This is a genomic window from Petrimonas sulfuriphila (genome assembly GCA_038561985.1).
Lineage (GTDB): Bacteria > Bacteroidota > Bacteroidia > Bacteroidales > Dysgonomonadaceae > Petrimonas > Petrimonas sulfuriphila.
This window is the reverse complement of record CP073276.1, coordinates 2,310,339-2,333,167: the sequence shown is the minus strand read 5'-3', so window position 1 is coordinate 2,333,167 and position 22,829 is coordinate 2,310,339. Positions and strand designations below refer to the sequence as shown.

15 protein-coding genes are annotated in these 22,829 nt (G+C 43.6%); 10 read left to right on the top strand and 5 right to left on the bottom strand.

Annotated features, from left to right (window positions below; genetic code table 11):
• Position 1: 1 nt before the first annotated feature.
• Entirely contained in the window at positions 2-2,224 is a 2,223-nt protein-coding gene (locus KCV26_09810; GenBank protein WZX35620.1) for a GH92 family glycosyl hydrolase, read from the top strand.
• Here the strand turns inward: KCV26_09810 and KCV26_09805 are convergent.
• The 4 genes from KCV26_09805 to KCV26_09790 all read right to left on the bottom strand — a co-directional run bounded on the left by KCV26_09805 (position 2,205) and on the right by KCV26_09790 (position 12,600).
• Positions 2,205-4,493 (bottom strand): BamA/TamA family outer membrane protein, encoded by a 2,289-nt coding sequence (locus KCV26_09805; GenBank protein WZX35619.1) that lies wholly within the window; start codon positions 4,491-4,493, stop codon positions 2,205-2,207. The genes KCV26_09810 and KCV26_09805 overlap by 20 nt on opposite strands.
• 29 nt (positions 4,494-4,522) lie before the next feature.
• Positions 4,523-8,968, bottom strand: a complete 4,446-nt coding sequence (locus KCV26_09800) for a hypothetical protein (GenBank protein ID WZX35618.1) — start codon at positions 8,966-8,968, stop codon at positions 4,523-4,525.
• A gap of 108 nt (positions 8,969-9,076) precedes the next feature.
• Positions 9,077-10,177 carry a hypothetical protein gene (locus tag KCV26_09795; protein ID WZX35617.1) on the bottom strand — a complete coding sequence of 367 codons (1,101 nt, stop codon included), beginning with the start codon at positions 10,175-10,177 and terminating at the stop codon, positions 9,077-9,079.
• 263 nt (positions 10,178-10,440) lie between these two features.
• Positions 10,441-12,600, bottom strand: a complete 2,160-nt coding sequence (locus KCV26_09790; protein WZX35616.1) for a S9 family peptidase — start codon at positions 12,598-12,600, stop codon at positions 10,441-10,443.
• Positions 12,601-12,821: 221 nt separating this feature from the next.
• On the opposite strand from KCV26_09790, the gene KCV26_09785 reads away from it, so the two are divergent.
• The 9 genes from KCV26_09785 (at position 12,822) to KCV26_09745 (ending at position 21,105) form a co-directional block, all read left to right on the top strand.
• Complete coding sequence (locus KCV26_09785) at positions 12,822-13,232, top strand: SoxR reducing system RseC family protein (protein ID WZX35615.1); 411 nt, start codon at positions 12,822-12,824, stop codon at positions 13,230-13,232.
• 10 nt (positions 13,233-13,242) lie between these two features.
• Positions 13,243-14,109 carry a Fe-S cluster domain-containing protein gene (locus KCV26_09780; GenBank protein WZX35614.1) on the top strand — a complete coding sequence of 289 codons (867 nt, stop codon included), beginning with the start codon at positions 13,243-13,245 and terminating at the stop codon, positions 14,107-14,109.
• A 55-nt stretch (positions 14,110-14,164) separates the two neighbouring features.
• Positions 14,165-15,496, top strand: a complete 1,332-nt coding sequence (gene rsxC, locus KCV26_09775) for an electron transport complex subunit RsxC (protein ID WZX35613.1) — start codon at positions 14,165-14,167, stop codon at positions 15,494-15,496.
• 94 nt (positions 15,497-15,590) lie between these two features.
• Positions 15,591-16,556, top strand: a complete 966-nt coding sequence (locus KCV26_09770) for an RnfABCDGE type electron transport complex subunit D (GenBank protein ID WZX35612.1) — start codon at positions 15,591-15,593, stop codon at positions 16,554-16,556.
• Positions 16,549-17,205 (top strand): RnfABCDGE type electron transport complex subunit G, encoded by a 657-nt coding sequence (locus tag KCV26_09765; GenBank protein WZX35611.1) that lies wholly within the window; start codon positions 16,549-16,551, stop codon positions 17,203-17,205. The genes KCV26_09770 and KCV26_09765 overlap by 8 nt, the downstream gene beginning before the upstream one ends.
• Positions 17,198-17,785 (top strand): electron transport complex subunit E, encoded by a 588-nt coding sequence (locus KCV26_09760; GenBank protein ID WZX35610.1) that lies wholly within the window; start codon positions 17,198-17,200, stop codon positions 17,783-17,785. The genes KCV26_09765 and KCV26_09760 overlap by 8 nt, the downstream gene beginning before the upstream one ends.
• A 60-nt stretch (positions 17,786-17,845) precedes the next feature.
• Positions 17,846-18,430 (top strand): electron transport complex subunit RsxA, encoded by a 585-nt coding sequence (gene rsxA, locus KCV26_09755; GenBank protein WZX35609.1) that lies wholly within the window; start codon positions 17,846-17,848, stop codon positions 18,428-18,430.
• Positions 18,431-18,504: 74 nt separating this feature from the next.
• Complete coding sequence (locus tag KCV26_09750; GenBank protein WZX35608.1) at positions 18,505-19,644, top strand: helix-turn-helix transcriptional regulator; 1,140 nt, start codon at positions 18,505-18,507, stop codon at positions 19,642-19,644.
• A 156-nt stretch (positions 19,645-19,800) separates the two neighbouring features.
• On the top strand, positions 19,801-21,105 hold the full coding sequence (locus KCV26_09745; GenBank protein ID WZX35607.1) for a hypothetical protein: 1,305 nt from the start codon (positions 19,801-19,803) through the stop codon (positions 21,103-21,105).
• 77 nt (positions 21,106-21,182) lie between these two features.
• Here the strand turns inward: KCV26_09745 and rny are convergent, their stop codons facing one another.
• Positions 21,183-22,712, bottom strand: coding sequence for a ribonuclease Y (rny, locus tag KCV26_09740; protein ID WZX35606.1), 1,530 nt, complete (start codon positions 22,710-22,712; stop codon positions 21,183-21,185).
• Positions 22,713-22,829 lie beyond the last annotated feature (117 nt).

Genomic DNA, 22,829 nt, shown 5'->3' with positions numbered 1-22,829 from the left:
TATGTTCAGGTATCTGTTTTTAAGTTCTCTATTTTTCCTTTTTTTGAAAGGCTTTTCCCAATCCAACCTGCCCTACGTAGACCCGTCGATTGGCGGTGTCGGAATTATTTTAGAGCCTACGAGGCCGACAGTGCACCTGCCCAACAGCATGCTCAGGTTTTTCCCCCAACGAAGGGACCATCTCGATGATCAAATAGGTAATTTTCCTTTAACCCTTACTTCTCATCGAAGGCACTTGGCTTTTGCCTTCCTGCCGTTAAGCGGTGAAAAGAATCCGGAAACATGGAACACCCGGTTAACTTATTTTCAGGAAAAGCTCAGCCCCTACTACTACACCACCTCCTTCGAGGAATCAGGCGATTTGCTTGAATTCTCACCTCAAAGCCGGAGCGGTTATTTCAAGGTTCATTTCAAAAATAACATGGATCATTATTTAAGGTTCGGCATTTTCAACGACAAAGGAGAAATATGGGTTAGCAACTCCAGAAATGTTTCGGGATTCGAAGAGTTTGAAGGAATAAAAATCTTCTTTTACGGAGAAACTGATACGGATATTGTTTCCAAAGAATACAGGAATTCATCGGATAAAATGTGGTTACTAGCAGGTGTAGGAAAACAAAACAAAAAAGTATCCTTCAAATATGGAATCTCTTTTATCAGCATTGAACAAGCGAAAAAAAACCTGTTAAAAGAAATTCCGGAATGGGACTTCGAGAAAGTAAAAAAGAATGCCTATGCGGTTTGGGACAAGACATTGAGTCAAATACAGGTCAAGGGCGGATCCGACGCACAAAAAAGAGTGTTCTATACGGCTTTATACCGCTCTTACGAAAGAATGGTTGATATCAATGAGTACGGAAGTTATTACAGTGCTTACGACAATAAGATTCATTCATCCGACACCCCTTTTTACGTAGACAATTGGATTTGGGATAATTACATAGCGCTGGAACCTCTGCACATGATATTGAATCCAGATAGAGAGATCGACCAGATAAACTCATATATCCAAATGTACAAGCAGGGCGGATATATACCCTCATTTGCCTTGGCGACGGGGGACTGGCCGGCAATGACCGGGAATTTTGCCGCTTCCTGGATAGCGGATGCATGGCACAAAGGGTTGAGAAACTTTGACCTGAAAACAGCTTACGAAGGGCTTAGGAAAAATTCCCTGAACGCCACACTGATACCGTGGAGAAACGGGCCAAAAACAGTGTTGGACGATTTTTACAACGAAAACGGTTATATGCCCGGACTACCTCCGGGGGAAAGAGAGACCGTTTCGACAGTAGACACCGTTTGGGAAAAACGACAAAGCGTTTCCGTCACAACTGCCAACAGCTATTCAGACTGGTGTATCGCGCAACTGGCCTCGGAATTAAAGCTGATGCAAGAAAGAGACCTTTTTTTAAAACGGGCGGAGAACTATAAAAATGTGTTTCGTGCAGAAAGTGGGTTTATGTGGCCGAAAGACAAACGGGGAAACTGGATTGAACCTTACGATCCCCGTTTTGCAGGAAGAGAGTATTTTACCGAAAACAATGCCTATACTTACAATTGGGATGTGAAACACGATCTTGAAGGCTTATTTGAACTGATGGGCGGGCGTAAGGCGGCAGAATTAAAACTAGATCAGCTTTTCCGGGAAGATTTAGGATTGCCGAAGTTCAGGTTTTGGCTCACTCAACCCGACGCATCGGGGCTTGTAGGACAATTTGTTATGGGCAACGAGCCCAGTTTTCACATTCCCTATATCTACAATTATTTAGGAGTTCCCTGGAAGACCCAGAAAAGAATAAGGATGTTACTGGACACATTCTTTCTGGACAATATCTTCGGCATACCCGGAGATGAAGACGGTGGAGGAATGTCGGCTTTTGTAGTTTTGTCGATGATGGGATTTTTTCCGGTCACACCCGGCATCCCGGTTTATAATATAGGAAGCCCCGTGTTTAACGAGATAAAAATAAATCTGCCGAACGGAAAAGTGTTCAGGATAATTGCGAAAGGCAACACCGGTGAGAACATCTATATCCAACAGGCGTTTATAAACGGAAAAACCTTAAACAAACCTTGGTTTACTCACGACGATATCATTAACGGGAGCATATTGGAACTGGAAATGAGGAAAACGCCAAACAAGTTGTGGGGAAACAGCTCCGCAGACAGCCCTCCTTCATCGTTAAACTATGCACCAGGTATCAGAACGGATATCCGATAGCAAAATGGAAGGCAAAGTCACGGTGAAAATCGGGACTGAAGATAGTCCACCGTTGCCCTTCAGGCAAGGCTGGGTTATGGGCTTTCATTCCCAGATCGACGCGCAGTAAGAGGAAATTCAAATCGAGCCGGATACCCATTCCGTATGCAGCTGCAAGTTCTTTATAGAAACTGTTCCAACTAAAATAACCTCCGGGTTGTGAGTTGTAATCTTTTATCGTCCATACGTTTCCAACATCAACAAAACCGGCCAGTTCAAAAAGCTTCGTCAATTTTCTTCGAAACTCCAGGCTCATGTCCAATTTAATATCACCGGTCTTGTTGGCGAAATCGTAACCTAAACTATCGTTGTTATAAGTTCCGGGACCAAGTGTTCGCGTACTCCATCCTCTCACACCATTCGCCCCGCCGCCGTAATATCGTTTTTCAAAAGGCAGGACAATGGAATTTCCGTAAGGATAAGCCATACCAAGCGCAATATGTCCGGCCAATGTATTTTTGTCGTTCCACCGGTAAGCAGGAGCAAAATCGAAATCGGTTTTCACGTACTCGGCATAAGGTATTCCCAAAAACATTTCCCTGCCCGATGTGTTCTTTCGTGTTCCACCCATCGCTGCCACTATACGGGGAAGATAACCCGCGACTTCTATTCCGGCACGCACACGAAAGGGTAACCGGGGTGGTAACTGTCCGGAAGACACGTTTGTATAGCTGACGTTGTATGCTGTACGGACAATCATCTGTTCTTCATAACTGGCTTTTAAAATGGGATTGATGCTATCGTTCATATACGCATTTTTGAACTTTTCGCTCATCCGGGGCATTCTCACATACGTAATATCCAGAGGCTCTACCACATTGGTTACCTGCCAGTTACGACGAGCCCACTGAAGGCGGGACGAAAGGTTGAAAAACTGGCGCAGGTATTCACTCCTGTTTTGAAAATTAACTCCGACAGAGAATTCTGTAGATGCCGAAGGTTGATCTCTCAATTGCTTCATCACCCAAGGCAACAGGAGCTGAGGTATCGATAAAAATGCTTCCGCACCGTATTCGTAATAACTTTTATCAATAAGGCTGGCGCTATCGGATGCCGTGATGAACTCGTAGGCTCCGTTCAGCTTGATGCGAAAAGTTTCCCCACCCTTCAATATATTTTTATGTTCGTAGGTTGCATCTGTCGCTATACCCAAGTCTCCAGCAGCATGTGTTCCATCAATACCAAACTGCATAAAATGCATATTTCCCGGATAAATGGAAATATTAGCGTTAATATAATTAGAATCGTTTACTACAACCGGTGTTAAATTGATTGCCGTTTGACTTACCGAGCCCAAACGGTTCAGCGAGGAATAGGTTCTCTCAACCAATTGATCGGAATAAACCCTAGTGGGACGAATAAAGGTATTGTAAAAAATAGCTGCTGGACGCATAAACTTATCCCGTTCCTGTACGACTTTCACATCCCTGTATTGAACGGTATCCAACAGATAATGCTTGGAACTGTCCTGTAGAATGGTAGAACTGACTCCGTTATTTACAATCACTTCTCCAAACCTGTAGCTGCTGTGCAAAGTACTGTCCGTAGGATTATTCAATCCCAGTGTCAAATCCACCTGATGGGTGCCGACAGTGGTATCGGCCAGGAAATAGAAGTTTTCCTTGGAGAAATTATAATATCCGTTGTTTCTCAGTTCGTTGGTTATCTTTATTCGTCCGTTTTCCAGTACCTCCAGATCAAAAGCATCTCCTTCTTTTATCACATTCAAGAGCTTCTTTTCATCCAGTATTTTGTATATTGTGCTATCGACAGAATAGATAGAGTCCCTGAAGGTTCTGACCAGGTAAGGGTCATTACCTGTAACTTTATAAGTCACACTGGCTTTCCGATCTTTCTTATCTACTACCGTATCTACCTCTGCATTTAAATATCCTTTATTACCCAGCTGCAGCCTGATCTGTTCCATCGAAAGTCCGGTGAGGCGGTCGCTGTACAACACAGGCGGTTCGCCAAACTTAAGGAACTGGCGATTGAGCCATGTGGAGTCATTCTCAGGAATATTATAGGCATGCAATTTTATTTTCCCGAAAATAAACATCGACGAGTTAGGCTTTTGCCGAAGGTAAGGCTTCAGGTCCGACTCACTGGCTCCTTTGGTATCTGTATCTATTTCGACCTTGTTCAGCAAGTAGCTTCCGCTCGGCACTTTTTTTGTGGCATCGCACGAAATCAACAGTAAAACAAGGAATATGCAGAAAGAATATTTCATCTGTTTATTTTTGTTCTTTGCTCTTTGTTCTAATCCTCTTTTTTTCTGAAACTAAACCGGAACAAATCCCTGAAGGTTCGGGCATCCCGTGTCACCACAATCCCAGTTCCTTGTGTAGTGGGCGCCCGTTTGGAGAATCGTTGGTTCGCCCTGTTGTAGACACGTATCATCAGCCAGTTATTAATATCGTACTCCAACTCAAACTCTCCCATAAATGCCTGATCGCTCGCGGTGGTTGCTTTGTCTCCATAACTGAGATTTGTTGAAATTCGAAGCCGGTCATCAAGTAAACGTGTGGAAAGATCCAACCCCATTCGAGCACTTTCAAAACTTCCATCCCGGCTTTGGAGGTTGGTGCTTATGGTCCAGTTATCGTTCAGGGCTCCGGCAAGAAGCGCATCCAATCCTTTGGTAAGCTGACCTGCGGCAAGCGTAGCAGCCATATTGTTACCCAAAGCCACACCCAAGGAGCCCTCGGCAGGGAAAAATCCACCCGTCAGGATAAGGCTGGCAAACTGGCGGTTCTTCTGCTCGTCGGTACTGATCAGACTGTTCAATCGTTGCCGCACATCGTTAGAAACCTCGGGAAGATCTATCCCGTATTTCAGGTTCATCTGCTCCAGATTCCCCTGTATCTCCAACAGGGCGTTAACTGCAGTCCGGGTATTGGAAAGCTGGGTAGTGAAGCCTTCGCTGAGCGTGGCTAAATCAGCATTTACCTGATTGTATGCAGCAATATTAAATTGCGTACTCATCGGGTCTCCGACAAGAGTAACCGTGCTTCCTTCACGAATATTAAAATCGATGGTCTTAAGGTTTTGAAAATTATATTTGAATTTTCCTTCCTCGGCAACATAATCACCATACAGACGAACGGACGGCACGGCCCTAGAATCGAAATTAGCACGAATCTGTCCAGATCCCTTGATCTCCAAAGCATCTCCCGTTGTCGGATTGATCACTACTCCTGCTTCAAGCAGCGGATTTAAATTCAAAATTGCTTGTATATTAATAGGAATGCCCGTACTCAGGCGTGTATTGATGCGTGCATTCACGTTATCGTTCTCTCTTTTTCTAAGAAACGAAAGCGTATCCACATCCTGCGGAGTATTTATGTAAATGATACCGCTGTACTTTTCTGCCTGAGCGGTTTGTGGTAATTCAATCCTGATATTCGACCGGCTTTCATTCTTCAAATTTGCATTTCCGTATATTCCCGACGAGGAGCCGTTTATGTTGATGTCTCCGCTTAATCTCAGCGTACCGTAAGCTATTTCATCCGTCCTTTGCTCGTTATTCAACAAGAGAAAATCGGCCATATATACACTGACATTGTATGTCATTCCATCAAAGTTATTGTGGCTTAACGAGAGGTTCAAGCGAGCCTCATGATTATTGTTATCTTTAATAACCAAATTATTAAGACCGATATTTTTTGGCGAAATATTGATGGTATCTGATACATTGTATGTCACGTTCGTAAATGCAACCGTCATTATTCCTTCGTCAATACCTAGCCAACCTTCAGTTATAGGAGCATTTGTTTTGCCGGAAAAGTTTATATTGGAGTTTATTGTTCCCGACAGCTGACTAAAGGTAGACACCGCAAAAGGCTGCACCCAGGCTAACGGCAAATCGTTTATTTTTATATCCACATCCATTGGATTTTCACTACCCATAGGTACAAATCCGGCAACGGCAAGGTAGTTATCACCGTTGTTCTTTATACTGGCATCTAACGAAAGTCCTTTTTTAATCACGTCCCAGTTTCCTTCAATAGCTAGTGTTCCGATGGTATCCGTCTGGGTTCGTATATTTTCAATTCTGAAATTGTCCGTTTGAATAAGTGGGTCTGCTAAAGCCTGGTTAACAATCACTCCCCCATTGATTGAGCCTTTAAACGTTGAAATATTAAATGCGGCCAAAATGGTTTCTACTTCAGTATTGTTGAAAAACGCCCGAATGGCATCTTCCCGTTTTTTCGATGCCACACCATCTATTCCCAACAATAACATTTCGTTTTCCCGTATTTCAAAATTGTTTACGGTAATTTTTTCCTTTTCGTAAACAACAGATGAAGGGACAATACTGATTGTCTTTCCATTAAACACAACCTGAGTGGAATTAATGGAAATATCCGATACCGGATTATCTTCTAGATCACGCCGGAAACCCATAGATATATTCAGGCTTCCGTCAGCTTTAGCCACTTTGTTATTTACATTGATATGCAATATGTTTATAACTGAATCACTTATTGCCCGGGTATCCAACCTTGCATTAATATGACCGTTTTCCTGTACAAGATAGGTATTAGCATTTACACGTGCTCCCGATAACACACCTAGATTTACATCTATTTTGCTCTCGCGGATTTCGTTTTGCCCAAACATCAATCGCGGAATATGGCTGCTTAACTGTACCGATTTTGAGTTTACCATATCCACAGTACCGGTAACGGTTGCTGGTTCAACGTTTATAAAGGGAAGCGACAAGGCATACGAAATATCTTCGGTATTCTTCAGTAAAAAATTAAACCTGAAAAAATTCGTCCCTACCTCCGCTGCTTTTTTTGGAGGTTCTTTTATCAACGTAGGTAAGTGTGGATGCAGGGCATTCATCAACTCGGTACCGATAGTTGCAAAACTGTAATTCCCGGATATTTCTCCTTCTACGATGGAGGAAAGTACCTGTATCTTCTTTTCACCCGCCTCATCAGCCGAAAGCGCCTGAAGATAAATCGGACCTGGGTTGTAAATAAAATTGGCATCGTAGAGGGAAGTACTGTCAATCACCACATTTCCCTCGAGATCATCAATGTTTTGCCCTTGAAGTTTTCCATTAATACGGGCAGTGAGGTAAGGATTCTCCCACTTTTCAACCGTTATAAGCGGCGATAGAAAAAGTTTATCGATGGTTCCCTGTACATCAAACCTCATTTGATTTCCAAAACCAATATTAGCGTATAAATCGAGTTTATTGTCTTCGGTATCCGTAAACACCCGGCCACCAACACTATTGTCATTCCCGTTGTAGACGCCACTTACAGTCAAATCCCGATATGGATAGCCTTTGTAAAATACCGATCCGACATTGCCATCGATAGATATCTTTGGTAGTTCATTTTTCTTGATATTTACTTCGGCAAAAGTATGGAGAGAAAGATCATCAACGCCAATTTCTTCACCTATTATTTTACCGATTTGCAGGTTTTCGGTTACCAGCCGGCCATCAACGTTGATATTTTCGAACTTGCTGTCGGTACTACCCTTTCCATTAAACGAAAAGCTTCCGGGAGATGTGTTTACCTGAGTAACAACATTGAAATTACTCATACGGCCTTTCGCTTTCAGCGTCAACTCTATATTTTCCAACGATTCCAGTTGTGGGCCAAGTACAAAAGCAGGTGCACCAATACGGATAAAATCCTGCAAATCCTGTACGCTCATTCTGAAATTAGTGATATCCACACTAATATCGGCATCTCCGTATTTTGAGAAATCGGATATCAGTCCATTCACCGTAAAAGCCGTTTGATTGCCGTACCTGGCTGTCAGGTTTTTAATCTCAGCTTGTGGAATTTTCCCTTCCAAATCGGCATCAAAAGCAAAAGGCTTGCTTAGGTGCGTGAGCTTATCTGAAAAAACAGCCGCGTCTTTCGGATCAATCCAATCACTTTTAGCCGTAAGGTTAAATGCTTTGCTGTCTATATCGTAAACGGCTTTGCTTACATCCAAGTGAGAATTATTCAGCGTGAGCGAGAGTCTGTCGCTCCACAGTTTTGTGCCGTCTGAGCGAACCATACCCTGTAGGTCATACACTTTTACTCCCGCTTTTTGTTCATCAAAACTCAAGGTTTGGATATCCGCGACAAGATGTTTGATGTCGAGCGATGAAATGTCCGCATTGAGATTGAAGTTTTTTACGAAAAAGTGATCGGGATTGAACTTTCCCGGAGCTTCCGGCCTTGAAAGGATATCGTAACGCAGCGTCCCGTTGGAAAGTTTAATGTCGTTTATGGAAATCTTAAGGGGAGCTTTTTCGGATTTCTTTTTTAACGTGTCGGTAGGCGCAAATGCATCAATGATGAATTGGAAGTTAAAAGTTGTGTCTTTAGATTCCCTATATACTTTTGCGGTAAAATTATCCAAACGGACCGACTCGATAGACAAATGATTGTCCAATAAATTCCAGATATTTATGCGCGCGGATAATTTATCGGCAAACAACAACGTATCTTTCTCCTGGTCTTCTACATATAAACCTCCGATTTCAACACTATTAAAGAGTTTGATCCGAATCTTGTCAATGGACATTTCGGTTTTTACTTTGGGTTTAAGTTTCCCAATAGCAAAATCAGCAGCAAATTTTTGAACGGATGGGATATTGAATGTCAGAAAAAGTATAATATTCAATACTATTACACAAACGATAATAATGGCAAAAATCCGGACAATTTTCTTTGCTAATTTCATTTGATTTTACCGATAGTGTCGGTTAAACGTGCAATATTACTAAAAATTTAATTTTTAAGGATGGGAAAAAGGCATTTTAACTTAGATTAAGGCGGAGTTGAGGATGTTTCAACACGACGTTTCAGCAGGTTTTAGTTTATAATTCAGCAAGACTGTATTCTTCAGGTATTCAAACTCAAGCTCAAAACATTCGGAGAAAATATGAGAGTTTCTGTTATCTTCAATCTGCTTTTCTGTCCATAGTTTTCCGTCCCGCAATTGCAATTTGTTGAACTTTTCCTCATCGTCGATAATAGAAACGTACAAAAAAATCAAACGCTTGGTGTTGCTGTTTTCGAAAATATATTTAAGCAAGAAACGTAATGGAATATCCTTGGTTCCAATTTCTTTACTAATCGTGTTATGGACCGCTTCATTTATATCGTGATTATACTGCATGTATTTTTCAAATGGATAATCGAGGGCTCCCGGGTTTAGTAATCGGGAAGCATCGCGCTTCTTCAAGTAAATTTTGCCGTTACTTATCAATGCCACCCTCACCACCGGATGCATAAACTTATTCCTCATCTCTTTCGTAACGGATTTCGCCACTTTCCCGGTAACTTCTCCCGATTCTGTTACCACGGGGAGCCATTCCTCTTTTCGCAGTTTTTTATCTAAGAACAAAAACCGGATAACCTTCAGAAAGATTATGGTCAGCAGGATAAGTTGCGCGATCAGTATAATCTCCTGTTTACTTATCCAAGGAGTCTTGATTGTTGAAACGGTAAAATATACCAATATCAGTAACAAATGGAAAAAGAACGCATACTGTACTTGAAAAGCAACCCGAAAAGATTCCGACAGGTAGTTCCTGACGTTGGGTTTTTTGTTTTTTGACAGCAACAATATTACCCGGGTACGAAGTAAACGGGATATAATCAATGCTACAACAAAGATTACTTCAACAATCACAAATTTTCCAAACGTATCAAGCGGATGATAAAAAAGAAGCAATAAAAGTGCAACGGAAAACGTGATGGCCGAGATATCATACAACATCCGGCTGTGTTTCCGAACCAGGAAAACACCTGCCAATGATAATCCCAACGCAATACACATAGCTGTTCCTGCATTTACCCATCCTAAAAGAATCGTAAACACAAGTAACGGAACGAGTCCGTAGGCTGGGTTTCTAAATTGTTTTATGATTATACTGCCTTCTCCCATAATCGAAATTCGATCAGCTTAAAAAAAATCGTGATTCAGAAACTGTTTTGAAGAAATTGCTTCATTGTATCCTGATGCAAAACTGCTTTAAATCAATTTTTAAACCTGTCATAATAACACCCAGCTGAGTTTTTTGTTTTAGGGATACAAAAAATTACGGCTTTCCCTCAGGTCATAAAAAACTGACGGAACGACTAACCATCACTCCGTCAGGACAAGCACCACACTACAATTGTACGGGTACACAAGTTTCTACATACGTTTTACAGATTCTTCCTGTAAAACTCAATTACTTTTTCGTATAGGTACAAACGAGAGTTTTCGCCGGAGATAAAATGATCTTTATCGGGAAAGTAAAACATGTCGAAATGTTTACCGGAAGCGATTAATGCCCGCGAATACTCTATGGCGTTCTGAAAATGGACATTATCATCGGTCGTTCCATGGATGAGCAACAACTTTCCCTGTAACTGCGAAGCAAGAGCAACCGCCGAGCCAGCAGTGTATCCCGATGCATTCTGTTGCGGTGTCCGCATAAAACGTTCGGTATAAACAGTGTCATAAAACCGCCAATCAGTCACAGGTGCAATGGCTACTCCTGCTTTAAAAACACCATTCCCCCGGCTCATACTCATCAAAACATTGTAGCCTCCGTAACTCCAACCCCAGATGCCAATACGGCTACCGTCTATATAAGGAAGTGTAGCCAGATAGCGTGCAGCGGATGCCTGATCATCCGACTCTTTTATACCCAAATTCATGTAGGTTTGCTTTCGAAACTCTTCGCCGCGCGCGCCGGTTCCCCGTCCGTCAACCGATACAACCAAAAAACCTTCGTTCGCCAGAGCGTAGTGCCAGTCTGCACCAAACCGGTCCAGCACCTGCTGCGAATTAGGGCCGCTGTACTGTATCATAACCACCGGATATTTTTTAGAGGCATCAAAATTACGGGGTTTAATAATCCAACCGTTCAACTGTGTGATGCCATCGGCGGCAGGGATGCTGATAAACTCTTTATTAGGGAATTGTGCAGATGTCCACAGGGCCGCCGCCTGCTTATTATCTTCGAGGACGCGAAGTTCCTTACCGGTGGCGTCATGTACAGTAATGAGGGTGGGTGTATGGGTATCCGAAAACCGGTTGATGAAAAACTTGCCGTTACTGCTGAACGACGCATTATTATAACCCTGCCGCACGGATAGCTTTTGCGGTTGACCCTTATCAATATTTACCCTGTAGATATTCCGGCGAAGGGGACTTTCATCGGCAGCCTCATAGAAAACCGTTTGGGTCTGCGCGTCCACCGCCAGGAGATTTGTCACATCGAAAGGGCCCGTAGTCAGCTTTTTTTGCAACGTTCCCGTGTAACCGTAAATATAAATATGGCTGTATCCCTCTTTTTCCGACACGTATGTAAAACGGTTGGGTAAGAAATGGATTCCGTTGAGCAGTTCAGCATCAACGTAATATTTGTTTTCTTCCCTAAGAATGAGTTTAGCAACTGTTGTTCTTGGATTTACAAAAAACATATCAAACCGGTTCTGATTGCGGTTCAGGGTCATAGCCACCAGTTCTTCGGCATTTCCGGTGAAAGTTATCCGCGGTATATAACCGTCTAGATCCAAAGGGACATCCATTTTACGGGTCGTACGGGCATCGATATCAAAAACACGCAATTCTACTGATGAGTTTTTCTCGCCCGGCTTGGGGTATTTGTAGGTATAAAACCCGGGATAAAGTTCCTGGTTAAAAGTTTGAAACTGATATTGACGGACTTGCGACTCATCTGAACGAACAAAAGCCAATAACTTGCTATCGGGTGAAAATTCCATTAACCGGGTGGTAGCAAATTCTTCTTCGTAAACCCAATCGGTGGCTCCGTTGATAACTTTGTTGGTTTCACCGTCTTTGGTAACCTGAGATTCTGTATCAAAATCGAATTTGGCAAGCCAGATATTGTTTTCGCTCACGTAAGCCAGCATTTTCCCGTCGGGAGAAAACGTAGGGATCATCTGTTTGGAAGGATTCTGCGTAAGTTTACGTACCAGGTTGCGACGGACGTCGTGATAGTAATAAGTTGCCTTGAACGAGTGGCGGTAGATCTGTTCCTTTTCTCTGTAAACCAACACCCTGTTTTCATCCGGACTCACCAGAAATCCTTGAAATGTGTCAAAAGTACATTCTCGTGCCCGACGCGTGTTGAAAAGCGTATCCACCGCATCTCCGGTAGTATAGGAAAACTTAATAACCGCCGTGTTTCCCGGGTCCATCTGGTAGTAATGCATCCCATCGGCCGAAGATTCCATCTGCCGGATATCTTTTGCCGTAAATCGGCCTTCGACGATGTCTTTTAATGTGTAATTTTGTGCATTTAACAGCAAAATGCTGCTTACGAAATAGAGGAATAAAAGTGTCTTTTTCATTATTATATGTTTTGTTCTTTTACCGTTTAATTGCTCTAGCCTGCGAATAAAATCCGTCAATAGATGACTTTATCGATCACAAAAATAAGAATTATATCCGACATTTTTCTGAAGGAGAAAATATCTCAATCGTTAAATAACAGAAACAAGCAACAAAATCACAAAAATTATACCTAATTTTGCAGCGTCATTCTGGAAATAGATGACAGAAAGTCATTTTTATGATTGAACACCAGGGAATCATAACAAGTATATCGGACAAGAAAATATCCGTTAAAATCATACAACAATCGGCTTGCAGTACCTGTCATGCGAAAGGAGCATGTATGGCGGCAGACTCGAAGGAGAAAGTGGTAGAAGTGACGGATGTTACGGGGAAATATAAGATAAATGACCTTGTAATTATTGAGGGAAAAGAATCAATGGGCTATAAAGCGGTTTTGTGGGCTTTTGTTATTCCTGTTTTTATTCTTGTTCTGACAATAATACTTGCCACCTCTTTTTGGAAGTGGGGAGAAACGGAAGCCGCTACCGCTTCCATCCTTGCATTGGTGCCCTATTACCTGGTACTTTATTTTTTACGTCATAAAATGGCCAATTCTTTTAAATTTACTATCAAAAACTACCATTGATACTTAGAATATGAGTGTATTACTTTCTGCTGTAGCCACATTAGGAGCAATCGGAGCCGGAAGCGCCGCCATTCTCTATTTTGTGGGAAGAAAATTTCACGTGGAAGAGGATCCCCGTATCGAAGAGGTGCAGGAAGCGCTTCCTGCAGCCAATTGCGGGGGATGCGGCTTCCCGGGATGTGCCTCGTTTGCCAATGCTTGCGTGAAGGCCGAAACCATGGACGATCTGTACTGCCCTGTTGGCGGACAAGAAACAATGGACAAGGTTGCCGAAATATTGGGAAAAACGGTTGCCACCTCCGCAAAAAAGATTGCGGTTGTCAGGTGTAGCGGTTCGTGCGATGAACGTCCGCAGTTGAATTTATACGATGGGTCTTCCAACTGCGCCATTGCTGCAGCGCTTTACGGTGGAGACACCGGCTGCTCGTTCGGATGCCTGGGATTAGGCGATTGCGAAGAATCGTGCACGTTTGATGCCATCCATATCAATCCTATAACCCGGCTGCCCGAAGTGGTGGAGGACAAATGTACTGCCTGCGGAGCTTGCGTTAAAGCCTGCCCGAAAGACATTATCGAGTTGCGGAAGCAGGGCCCTAAATCGCGCCGTATTTATGTCAGTTGCGTAAACAAAGACAAAGGCGCTGTTGCCAGGAAAGCTTGTAATGTAGCTTGTATCGGTTGCTCCAAATGCCAACAGGCTTGTCCGTTTGAAGCCATTACGATCGAAAATAACCTGGCGTTCATCATCGATGACAAATGTCGTTTATGCCGTAAGTGCGTTCCGGTTTGTCCAACAAACTCGATATTGGAGCTCAACTTCCCGCCGAGGAAAGAAACACCTCCTGCTGTTAAGGAAGAAGCGACGGTAAACGCTTAATTCAAATAAAAAACTCATCCCAAAAAAGTTCTCATCAAGGAGATCCAGGAGTTCTATGTTAAAAACATTTCGTATCGGGGGAATCCACCCTAAAGAAAATAAATTTTCCGCCGGAAAAGCAATTCAACCCATTGCCATACCTGCACAAGTTATTATTCCGCTTACCCAGCACATTGGCGCTCCGTGCCAGCCTGTGGTTAAAAAAGGCGACAAAGTGAAAGTAGGGACCCTTATCGGAAAAACGGTAGGGTTTGTATCTGCAAACATTCACTCGTCTGTTTCGGGGACTGTACTTAAAATTGATAAAGCTCTTGACGTCAGCGGATATAAACGCGACGCCGTGTTTATTCAAGTTGAAGGTGATCAGTGGGAGGAAAAGATTGATTGTTCTGAAACTCTGGTAAAAGAATGTACACTTTCTTCAAAGGAAATTATCGACAAGATTTCCGAGGCTGGTGTAGTGGGTATGGGAGGTGCCACTTTTCCCACTCACGTAAAACTGATTCCACCACCAGGAACAAAAGCCGAAACACTTATCGTTAACGCCGTTGAATGTGAGCCTTATCTCACATCCGATCATCAGCTGATGATGGAGAGAACCGAAGAAATACTGGTAGGAACAACCATACTGATGAAAGCCATCAACGTGGACAAAGCGGTCATCGGTATCGAGAACAACAAAAAAGACGCTATCTCCAAATTCACTACTACAGCCAAATCGTACCCGGGAATTACCATACAACCGTTAAAGGTACAATATCCACAAGGCGGTGAAAAACAGCTGATCGATGCCGTTGTTCGTCGTCAGGTCCCTAGCGGCGCGCTTCCCATTTCGGTAGGCGTGGTCGTGCAAAACGTGGGAACAGCTTTTGCCGTTTACGAAGCTGTCCAGAAAAACAAACCGCTCGTGGAGCGCATAGTCACCGTTACCGGAAAAGATGTCAAAAACCCGTGCAACGTGCTTGCCCGGGTGGGAATTCCCGTAAACAACCTGATCGATATAGCAGGAGGGTTGCCCGAAACAACCGGAAAAATAGTGTGTGGCGGCCCTATGATGGGAAAAGCCATTGCGAGTGTGGAAATTCCTGTAACCAAAGGTACCTCGGGAATACTGATTATCCCCACGTTCGAGTCGAAACGAGACAGGATGAAAGACTGTATCCGTTGCACCAAGTGCATACATGTATGCCCGATGGGTTTAAATCCGACACTTTTAATGACTCTGACAGAATACAGTGAATGGGACAGGGCCGAAAAAGGGCGCATAACCGATTGTATCGAATGCGGCTCTTGCAGCTATACCTGTCCGTCCGACCGTCCTCTGCTCGACTATATCCGCCTGGGAAAAGGCAAGGTGATGGGGAACATCAGAGCAAGAAAAAACTGATTTCGGTTTTGTGATTTGAGAACGGCAAAAATTAGAACTAAATACTAACAAATAAATAATATTTCAATTCCCTTTCCGGGGATTCAGGGGTAATATGAACAACAAACTAATCGTCTCCCCATCACCGCATGTGCACAGTGGAGACAGTATCGAAAAAAACATGTACGGCGTACTGATCGCACTTATCCCGGCGTTTCTGGTCGCAATATATGTGTTCCGACTGGATGCTTTGATAATCACGGCTCTGTCGGTATTATTCTGTGTGGGATTTGAATACCTCATTGCCAGGTTCATCCTGAAAACGGAGCCTTCGGTTTTCGATGGTTCTGCCATAATCACCGGTGTATTACTGGCATTCAACGTACCGTCCAACCTACCGGTGTGGATTTTGGCACTTGGGGCACTTTTTTCCATCGGTGTGGTAAAGATGTCGTTCGGCGGATTGGGAAATAATATCTTTAATCCTGCTATTGCAGGGCGTATCTTCCTGTTGATCTCCTTTCCGGCACAAATGACCACGTGGCCTACACCTAGTGTTGGCTCAACAACGGATGCAGTAACATCGGCAACCGTTTTATCAAACCTGAGATTCAATCCCGATTCATTGCCTGCAATAAAGGATATGTTCCTGGGGTTTGAAGGTGGGTCCATCGGGGAAATGAGCGCTTTGGCTCTTTTGTTGGGATTGGCGTATCTGTTGTGGAAAAAAATCATCACTTGGCACATCCCGGTATCGATTATCCTGTCGGTAGCCCTGTTTACGGGAATCTTGTTTATCTTTAATCCTATTCCGATGTTCAACCCGCTTATCCACTTGTTCTCAGGAGGGTTAATGCTGGGAGCCATCTTTATGGCAACCGATTATGTAACGTCGCCAATGACAAAGTCGGGGATGCTCATTTATGGCGTAGGCATCGGATTGATAACTGTTTCTATCCGATTGTGGGGTGCTTACCCGGAAGGGGTTTCATTTGCCATCTTGCTGATGAACGCTTTTACTCCGCTGATCAATAATTACACAACACCAAAAAGATTCGGGGAGGTAGTGAAAAATGGCTAAATTAAAATCTACATTCAAAAATATGTTCCTTTCGTTATCCATAATCAGTTTAGTGGTAGCGGTTTTACTGGCGCAAGTGAACAAAATGACTGCCAAACCCATAGCAGCAGCCAAGGCATTAAAATTAGAAAACGCAATAAAAGAAGTGGTTCCCGAATTCGACAATAATCCGGTTGAAGAAGCCTACAAAATGGCGACACCCAATGGCGACTCGTTATTGGTTTATCCTGCCAAAAAAGGTGACGAGGTTGTCGGTTTTGCTATAAACACTTATTCTAACAACGGATTCAGCGGAAATATACAGTTAATGGTGGGTTTTGACACCAAAGACAGGGTAGTCAATTACGCTGTTCTTTCGCACGCCGAAACTCCGGGACTGGGATCAAAGATGAATGACTGGTTTCGCGATACAGCCAGGCCCAATCAGGTTGTGGTTGGCAGAAACCTGTCGGAAGGAAATTTAAGTGTTTCAAAAGACGGCGGACAAATCGATGCCATCACCGCATCCACCATCACCTCGCGTGCTTTCCTGGAAGCCATAAACAGAGCATATATGGTTTATAAGAAAAGTGATGTTGATTCAAGTGCCACAAAACAAAACAATCCTGACAGCAACCAGGAAGAGGAAGGAGGAGAGAGTCATGAATAACAACTTAAAAGTCATTGTAAACGGGCTTATTAAAGAGAACCCCACGTTTGTGCTTTTGTTGGGAATGTGCCCTACCCTGGCAACAACCAGTTCAGCAATCAACGGAATGAGTATGGGATTGGCAACCATGTTTGTGTTGATTTGTTCCAATGCAGCCATCTCTGCATTAAAAAACCTTATTCCCGATATGGTGCGCATTCCGGCATTCATTGTGGTAATTGCCGCTTTCGTAACAATGGTGGAGATGGTGATGAACGCCTACGTTCCAGCCTTAGCTGCGAGCCTGGGGATTTTCATTCCACTTATTGTGGTAAACTGTATAGTGCTAGGACGTGCTGAAGCGTTTGCGTCCAAAAACAACGTCTTGGCATCGTCTCTCGACGGTTTCGGTATTGGTCTGGGATTTACCCTGGCGCTCACATTGTTGGGCGCTATTCGTGAATTACTGGGAACCGGGAAAGTATTTTCCTTATCCATCTATCCGGAAAATTTTGGTTCACTCATCTTTGTGCTTGCACCGGGTGCGTTTATCGTACTGGGATTTCTGATCGCGGCGTTTAATAAGTTGCAGAAAAAGTAGAACTGGGTTGCCTATTGAAAAACTTCGCTGAGAACGCGAAACTCAAAACAAAAGAAGATTATGGAATATATCGGAATTATAATAGTTGCTATTTTTGTAAACAATATTGTTTACTCGCAATTTTTGGGAATCTGCCCTTTCCTGGGTGTGTCTAAAAAAATAGATACCGCCATCGGCATGGGCCTTGCCGTTACTTTTGTACTGACCATTTCCACCATTGTCACTTTCTTGCTGCAAAAAGGGATTCTCGATCCTTTCGGCCTGGGATACCTGCAAACCATCTCTTTTATTTTGGTTATTGCTGCTTTGGTACAAATGGTAGAAATTATATTGAAAAAGGTTTCGCCATCATTGTACCAGGCGTTAGGGGTTTTTCTGCCGTTAATCACCACCAACTGTGCTATTCTGGGTGTTGCAATTTTGGTTATTCAAAAAGATTTCAACCTGCTGCAATCGGTAGTATTTGCCATTGCTACTTCGCTCGGTTTTGCACTGGCCCTGATTATTTTCTCGGGTGTCCGGGAACAACTCTCCCTGACCAAAGTTCCAAAAGCCATGCAGGGTATTCCTATTGCCCTGATTACTGCCGGAATTATCGCAATGGCCTTTATGGGGTTCTCGGGGATTGACCAGGTATTTAAGTAAGAGTTGCTCTTCTGATTATTAGTCCTCGAAAACAAGTTGTGGGGTTTTCTTACATTCTTTATCCAGCTTAAAAGATGCACTACCTGTTTTTAATCGCGGGATTCAACGCTATTTTTTTTGCATTGCTGCTTTTTCAGAAAAAGATGGCCAGGCACGACAAAATTCTTTTTTGTTGGCTGATTTACCTGGGTTTCTATACAGGTTTTTACGGGCTTTTCTCGCATAAGTTGTTTACCGCTTACCACCTGCTTTCGGCCTCTTTTGTTTCGCTGCTGATGCTGAACGGTCCTTTTTTGTACCTGTATATCTCCTCGCTTATTCAGCATAGCTTCAGGTTAAACACCGGAAGGCTACTGCATTTTCTCCCCTTTCTGCTGTTTAACCTGTACCTGCTTATCGCCTCTTTTTTTCCGGGTATCTCCGAAGGAATCCGGTTAGATCATGTGGAACATGCTTCCAAACCGCCTTTTCTTTTCAACCTTTTCTTAACACTGACGGTTTTATCCGGGCCTGTTTATTTTCTTTCATCCATTCAATTGTTCAAAAAACTGGATATTAATATCTTCAACAACTTCTCTTCCGACACAAACGTCAACCTCAATTGGCTCCGGAAACTTGTTTACTCTTTCGGAATTGTCTGGACGATGCTGATGGTTACAACAACCATTCATCACATCTTTCACCTGTTTTCACTGGCATTCTGTACCGATGGCATTTCTCTTTCTTTGTCCCTTTTTGTTATTCTTATCGGATATTTCGGATTAAAGCAAAAGGAAATCTTTCCGCAGGAAGTTATCGAAGAGAAAAACACCTACGTAACCGCCGATAAAAACAAGGGAAAATATGCAGGCATCCCTATGACCGAAGAGGAATTGAACGATTGTGCAGAAAAGATCAGTCATTTTGTGGAAACGGAAAAAGCGTACCTCAATCCCGACCTGTCACTTCCTCAATTGGCAGAAACACTTGATGTGCCTTCACACCACCTCTCACGGGTAATAAACGACCAATTCGGTGTAAATTTTTTCAACTTTATCAATAGGTACCGGATAGAAGAAGTAAAAGCTAAAATAGGCAATCCTGAATTTCAAAATTTATCCATACTTGGAATTGCCTACGATAGTGGATTCAACTCCAAATCGGCCTTCAATAGGGTTTTCAAGAAAATGGAAGGCATGACGCCATCGGAATATAGAAAGCAAATACCGAAATAGCATCAGGCCGATTAACATAACGCACAAAAAAACCATTGCTATAATAGGATGCTCCATTGCCTTTGCGGAAAATAAATGCCAATCGTTAAACCATCCGTCGTATTGTTTGTCTTAAAGGTAAACAAAACGATGTTTCACCCATTAATACTTACAGATATGAAAAAGTTAATAAACACCATCTTGATCGCCCTTGTAGCAACATTACTTACATCCTGCATGGCTCTTCAAGGCGGGGCTTATGCTCAAAACGGTTACGACAGGGATTACGGTTATTACGACGATGATGACTATTACGGTGATGATGACTATTATTACGGTGATAACAACTACGATAACCGGGACGGAGTAAGCATTCAGGTTTTTTATAATACCCTGCGACCTCACGGCAGATGGATGAGACACAGCAGTTACGGTGAGATCTGGATACCACGAGTGGGACGCAATTTCCACCCCTATGCGACCAATGGATATTGGGTGATGACCAACTACGGAAACACCTGGGTATCCGATTTTTCCTGGGGCTGGGCACCTTTCCACTACGGACGGTGGTTCTACGATGACTACTACGGATGGGCTTGGATTCCCGGATATGAGTGGGCACCTGCCTGGGTAACTTGGAGAACTGGCGGCGGATACTACGGATGGGCTCCCATGGGTCCCAGGATGGGAATCAACATACACATCAATCTGCCTATAAACTACTGGGTTTTCTTACCGAACAGGTATATGTATCATAGAAACATGCACAGATACTATCCCGGAAGAAATTTCCACCACAACATTTACAACAAAACCACCATCATAAACAACACCTATGTTTACAACAACAACCGCTACTATAGCGGCCCCACCGCCAACGAATACCGCAGTACTACCGGAAGAAGCGTGAATGTACGCACATTGGAAACGAATGGACGTTCAGGCAGGACAGCGGTTAACGACAGATCTGTAAGCGTATACACCCCGGGGAACTCGAGGAGCGGCGGAGGCGGAAATGTTTCGAGATCGGGGAACACAAGCCCGGCAACAAGAGGAACGGTTAACTCCGGTGCACGCAGCAGCGAAGTAAACAGAAACGCAACCACAAGGACCGCAGGAACTTCAAATCGTGAAGCAATAAACAACCGCCCGGACAACAACCGGAATACTCCGGCCCGAAGCAGCAACTCAACCCGCGAAATAAACAATTCACGCTCATCAAACGGTGGTTCTTCGAGAACTGTAGCACCTCAGCAAACATCCAAAAGCCGGAATGCCAACGTAAGCAGAAGCAGCAGTTCGTCCTCTTCATCCAGAAGCAATGAAGCAACAGTAAGGTCACAGCGCTCTTCCGGCTCGAGTTCGAGAAGTAACGCCGCAGTGAGATCGCAAAGCTCATCCAGCTCAAGGAACAGCGGGTCTGTAGCATCAACGAGAGACAATGAAAACAGCTCTACCAGGTCTTCTTCAGGACGCAGATAGCAGGTCTCAACATATAAATAACGAAAGCCGCTAAAATTAGCGGCTTTCGTAGTGTTTAGCGGTAACGCTAAACCGTTCTATTTCGCATAACTCACCGCTCTTGTTTCACGGATCACGGTAATTTTCACCTGGCCGGGATAAGTCATATCGGTTTGTATTTTCTTGGCAATTTCTGCGGATAATTTTTCCGTATCCTGATCATCGAGCTTGTCTGCTCCAACAATAACCCGTAATTCCCGGCCGGCCTGAATAGCATAAGTTTTCACCACACCTGGATACGAAAGCGCGAGGTTTTCCAGGTCGTTCAGTCGTTTCATGTACGCTTCCACTATTTCGTGCCTTGCACCGGGACGCGCCCCCGAAATAGCGTCACAAACCTGAACAATCGGTGCCAGGAGAGTAGTCATCTCCACCTCATCGTGGTGCGAGCCGATAGCGTTGCATATATCGGGTTTTTCCTTGTATTTCTCCGCCAGTTTCATTCCAATCATAGCGTGTGGCAGTTCCGGCTCATCATCCGGCACCTTACCAATATCGTGCAGTAATCCGGCACGTCTGGCTTTTTTGGGATTCAATCCAAGCTCAGCAGCCATAATGGCGCAAAGGTTAGCCGTCTCACGAGAGTGTTGAAGCAGATTTTGTCCGTAGGAGGAACGGTATTTCATTTTCCCGATCAAACGGATCAACTCGGGATGCATCCCATGGATTCCCAAATCAATAACCGTACGCTTACCGGTTTCAACGATCTCTTCCTCAATCTGTTTCTTCACTTTAGATACCACCTCCTCGATCCTTGCAGGATGAATACGTCCATCTGCAACAAGTTGATGGAGCGACAGGCGGGCAATTTCACGACGAACAGGGTCAAAACCCGATAAAACAATCGCCTCGGGAGTATCGTCCACAACAATTTCCACCCCCGTTGCGGCTTCCAACGCCCGGATATTTCGTCCCTCACGCCCGATAATACGCCCTTTTACTTCATCGGAATCGATATGAAAGACCGTAACAGCATTCTCAATTGCGGTTTCTGTCGCCACACGCTGGATACTTTGAACTACAATACGTTTAGCTTCTTTGTTTGCCGTCATTTTAGCCTCTTCCATAATCTCGTTGATGTACGATTGAGCGTTGGTCTTGGCCTCTTCCTTGACAGATTCAACCAAACGCTCCCTGGCTTCATCGGCCGAAAGTCCCGAAATTGTTTCCAACTGTTCAACAGACTGGCGATAAACTTTCTCCAGCTCAGCACTTTTCTTGTCCAACAGTTCTTGCTGATTCTCCAGATTAACACGAAGAGTGTCAATCTCGTTCCCTTTTTTACCCAGCTCTTCCTGCCGTTGATTCAACGACATCTCTCGTTGTTTCAACCGGTTTTCGGTAATTTGTATTTTCGATGTACGTGCATTGGCCTGCTTTTCAGCTTCAGCCTTCATCGAAATAATTTCCTCTTTAGCTTCCAGTAATTTATTTTTTCTGATTACCTCAGCATCTTTCTCGGCATCACTCAAAATATTCTGAGCACGCGAATTTGCTGCCTTACCGGTTAAGTACCAGGCAATAACTGCTCCGATAACTATTCCGATAACTCCTACAACTATTTCCATATTTCTGATTATTAATGATTTATAAAATCCCCGCTTTCAATTTATCCAATCAAAAACGAGAGATGGTTCTACTTTATTTTTATGTTGAATCTTGTTAAAAAAAATCGCACTGTCCAC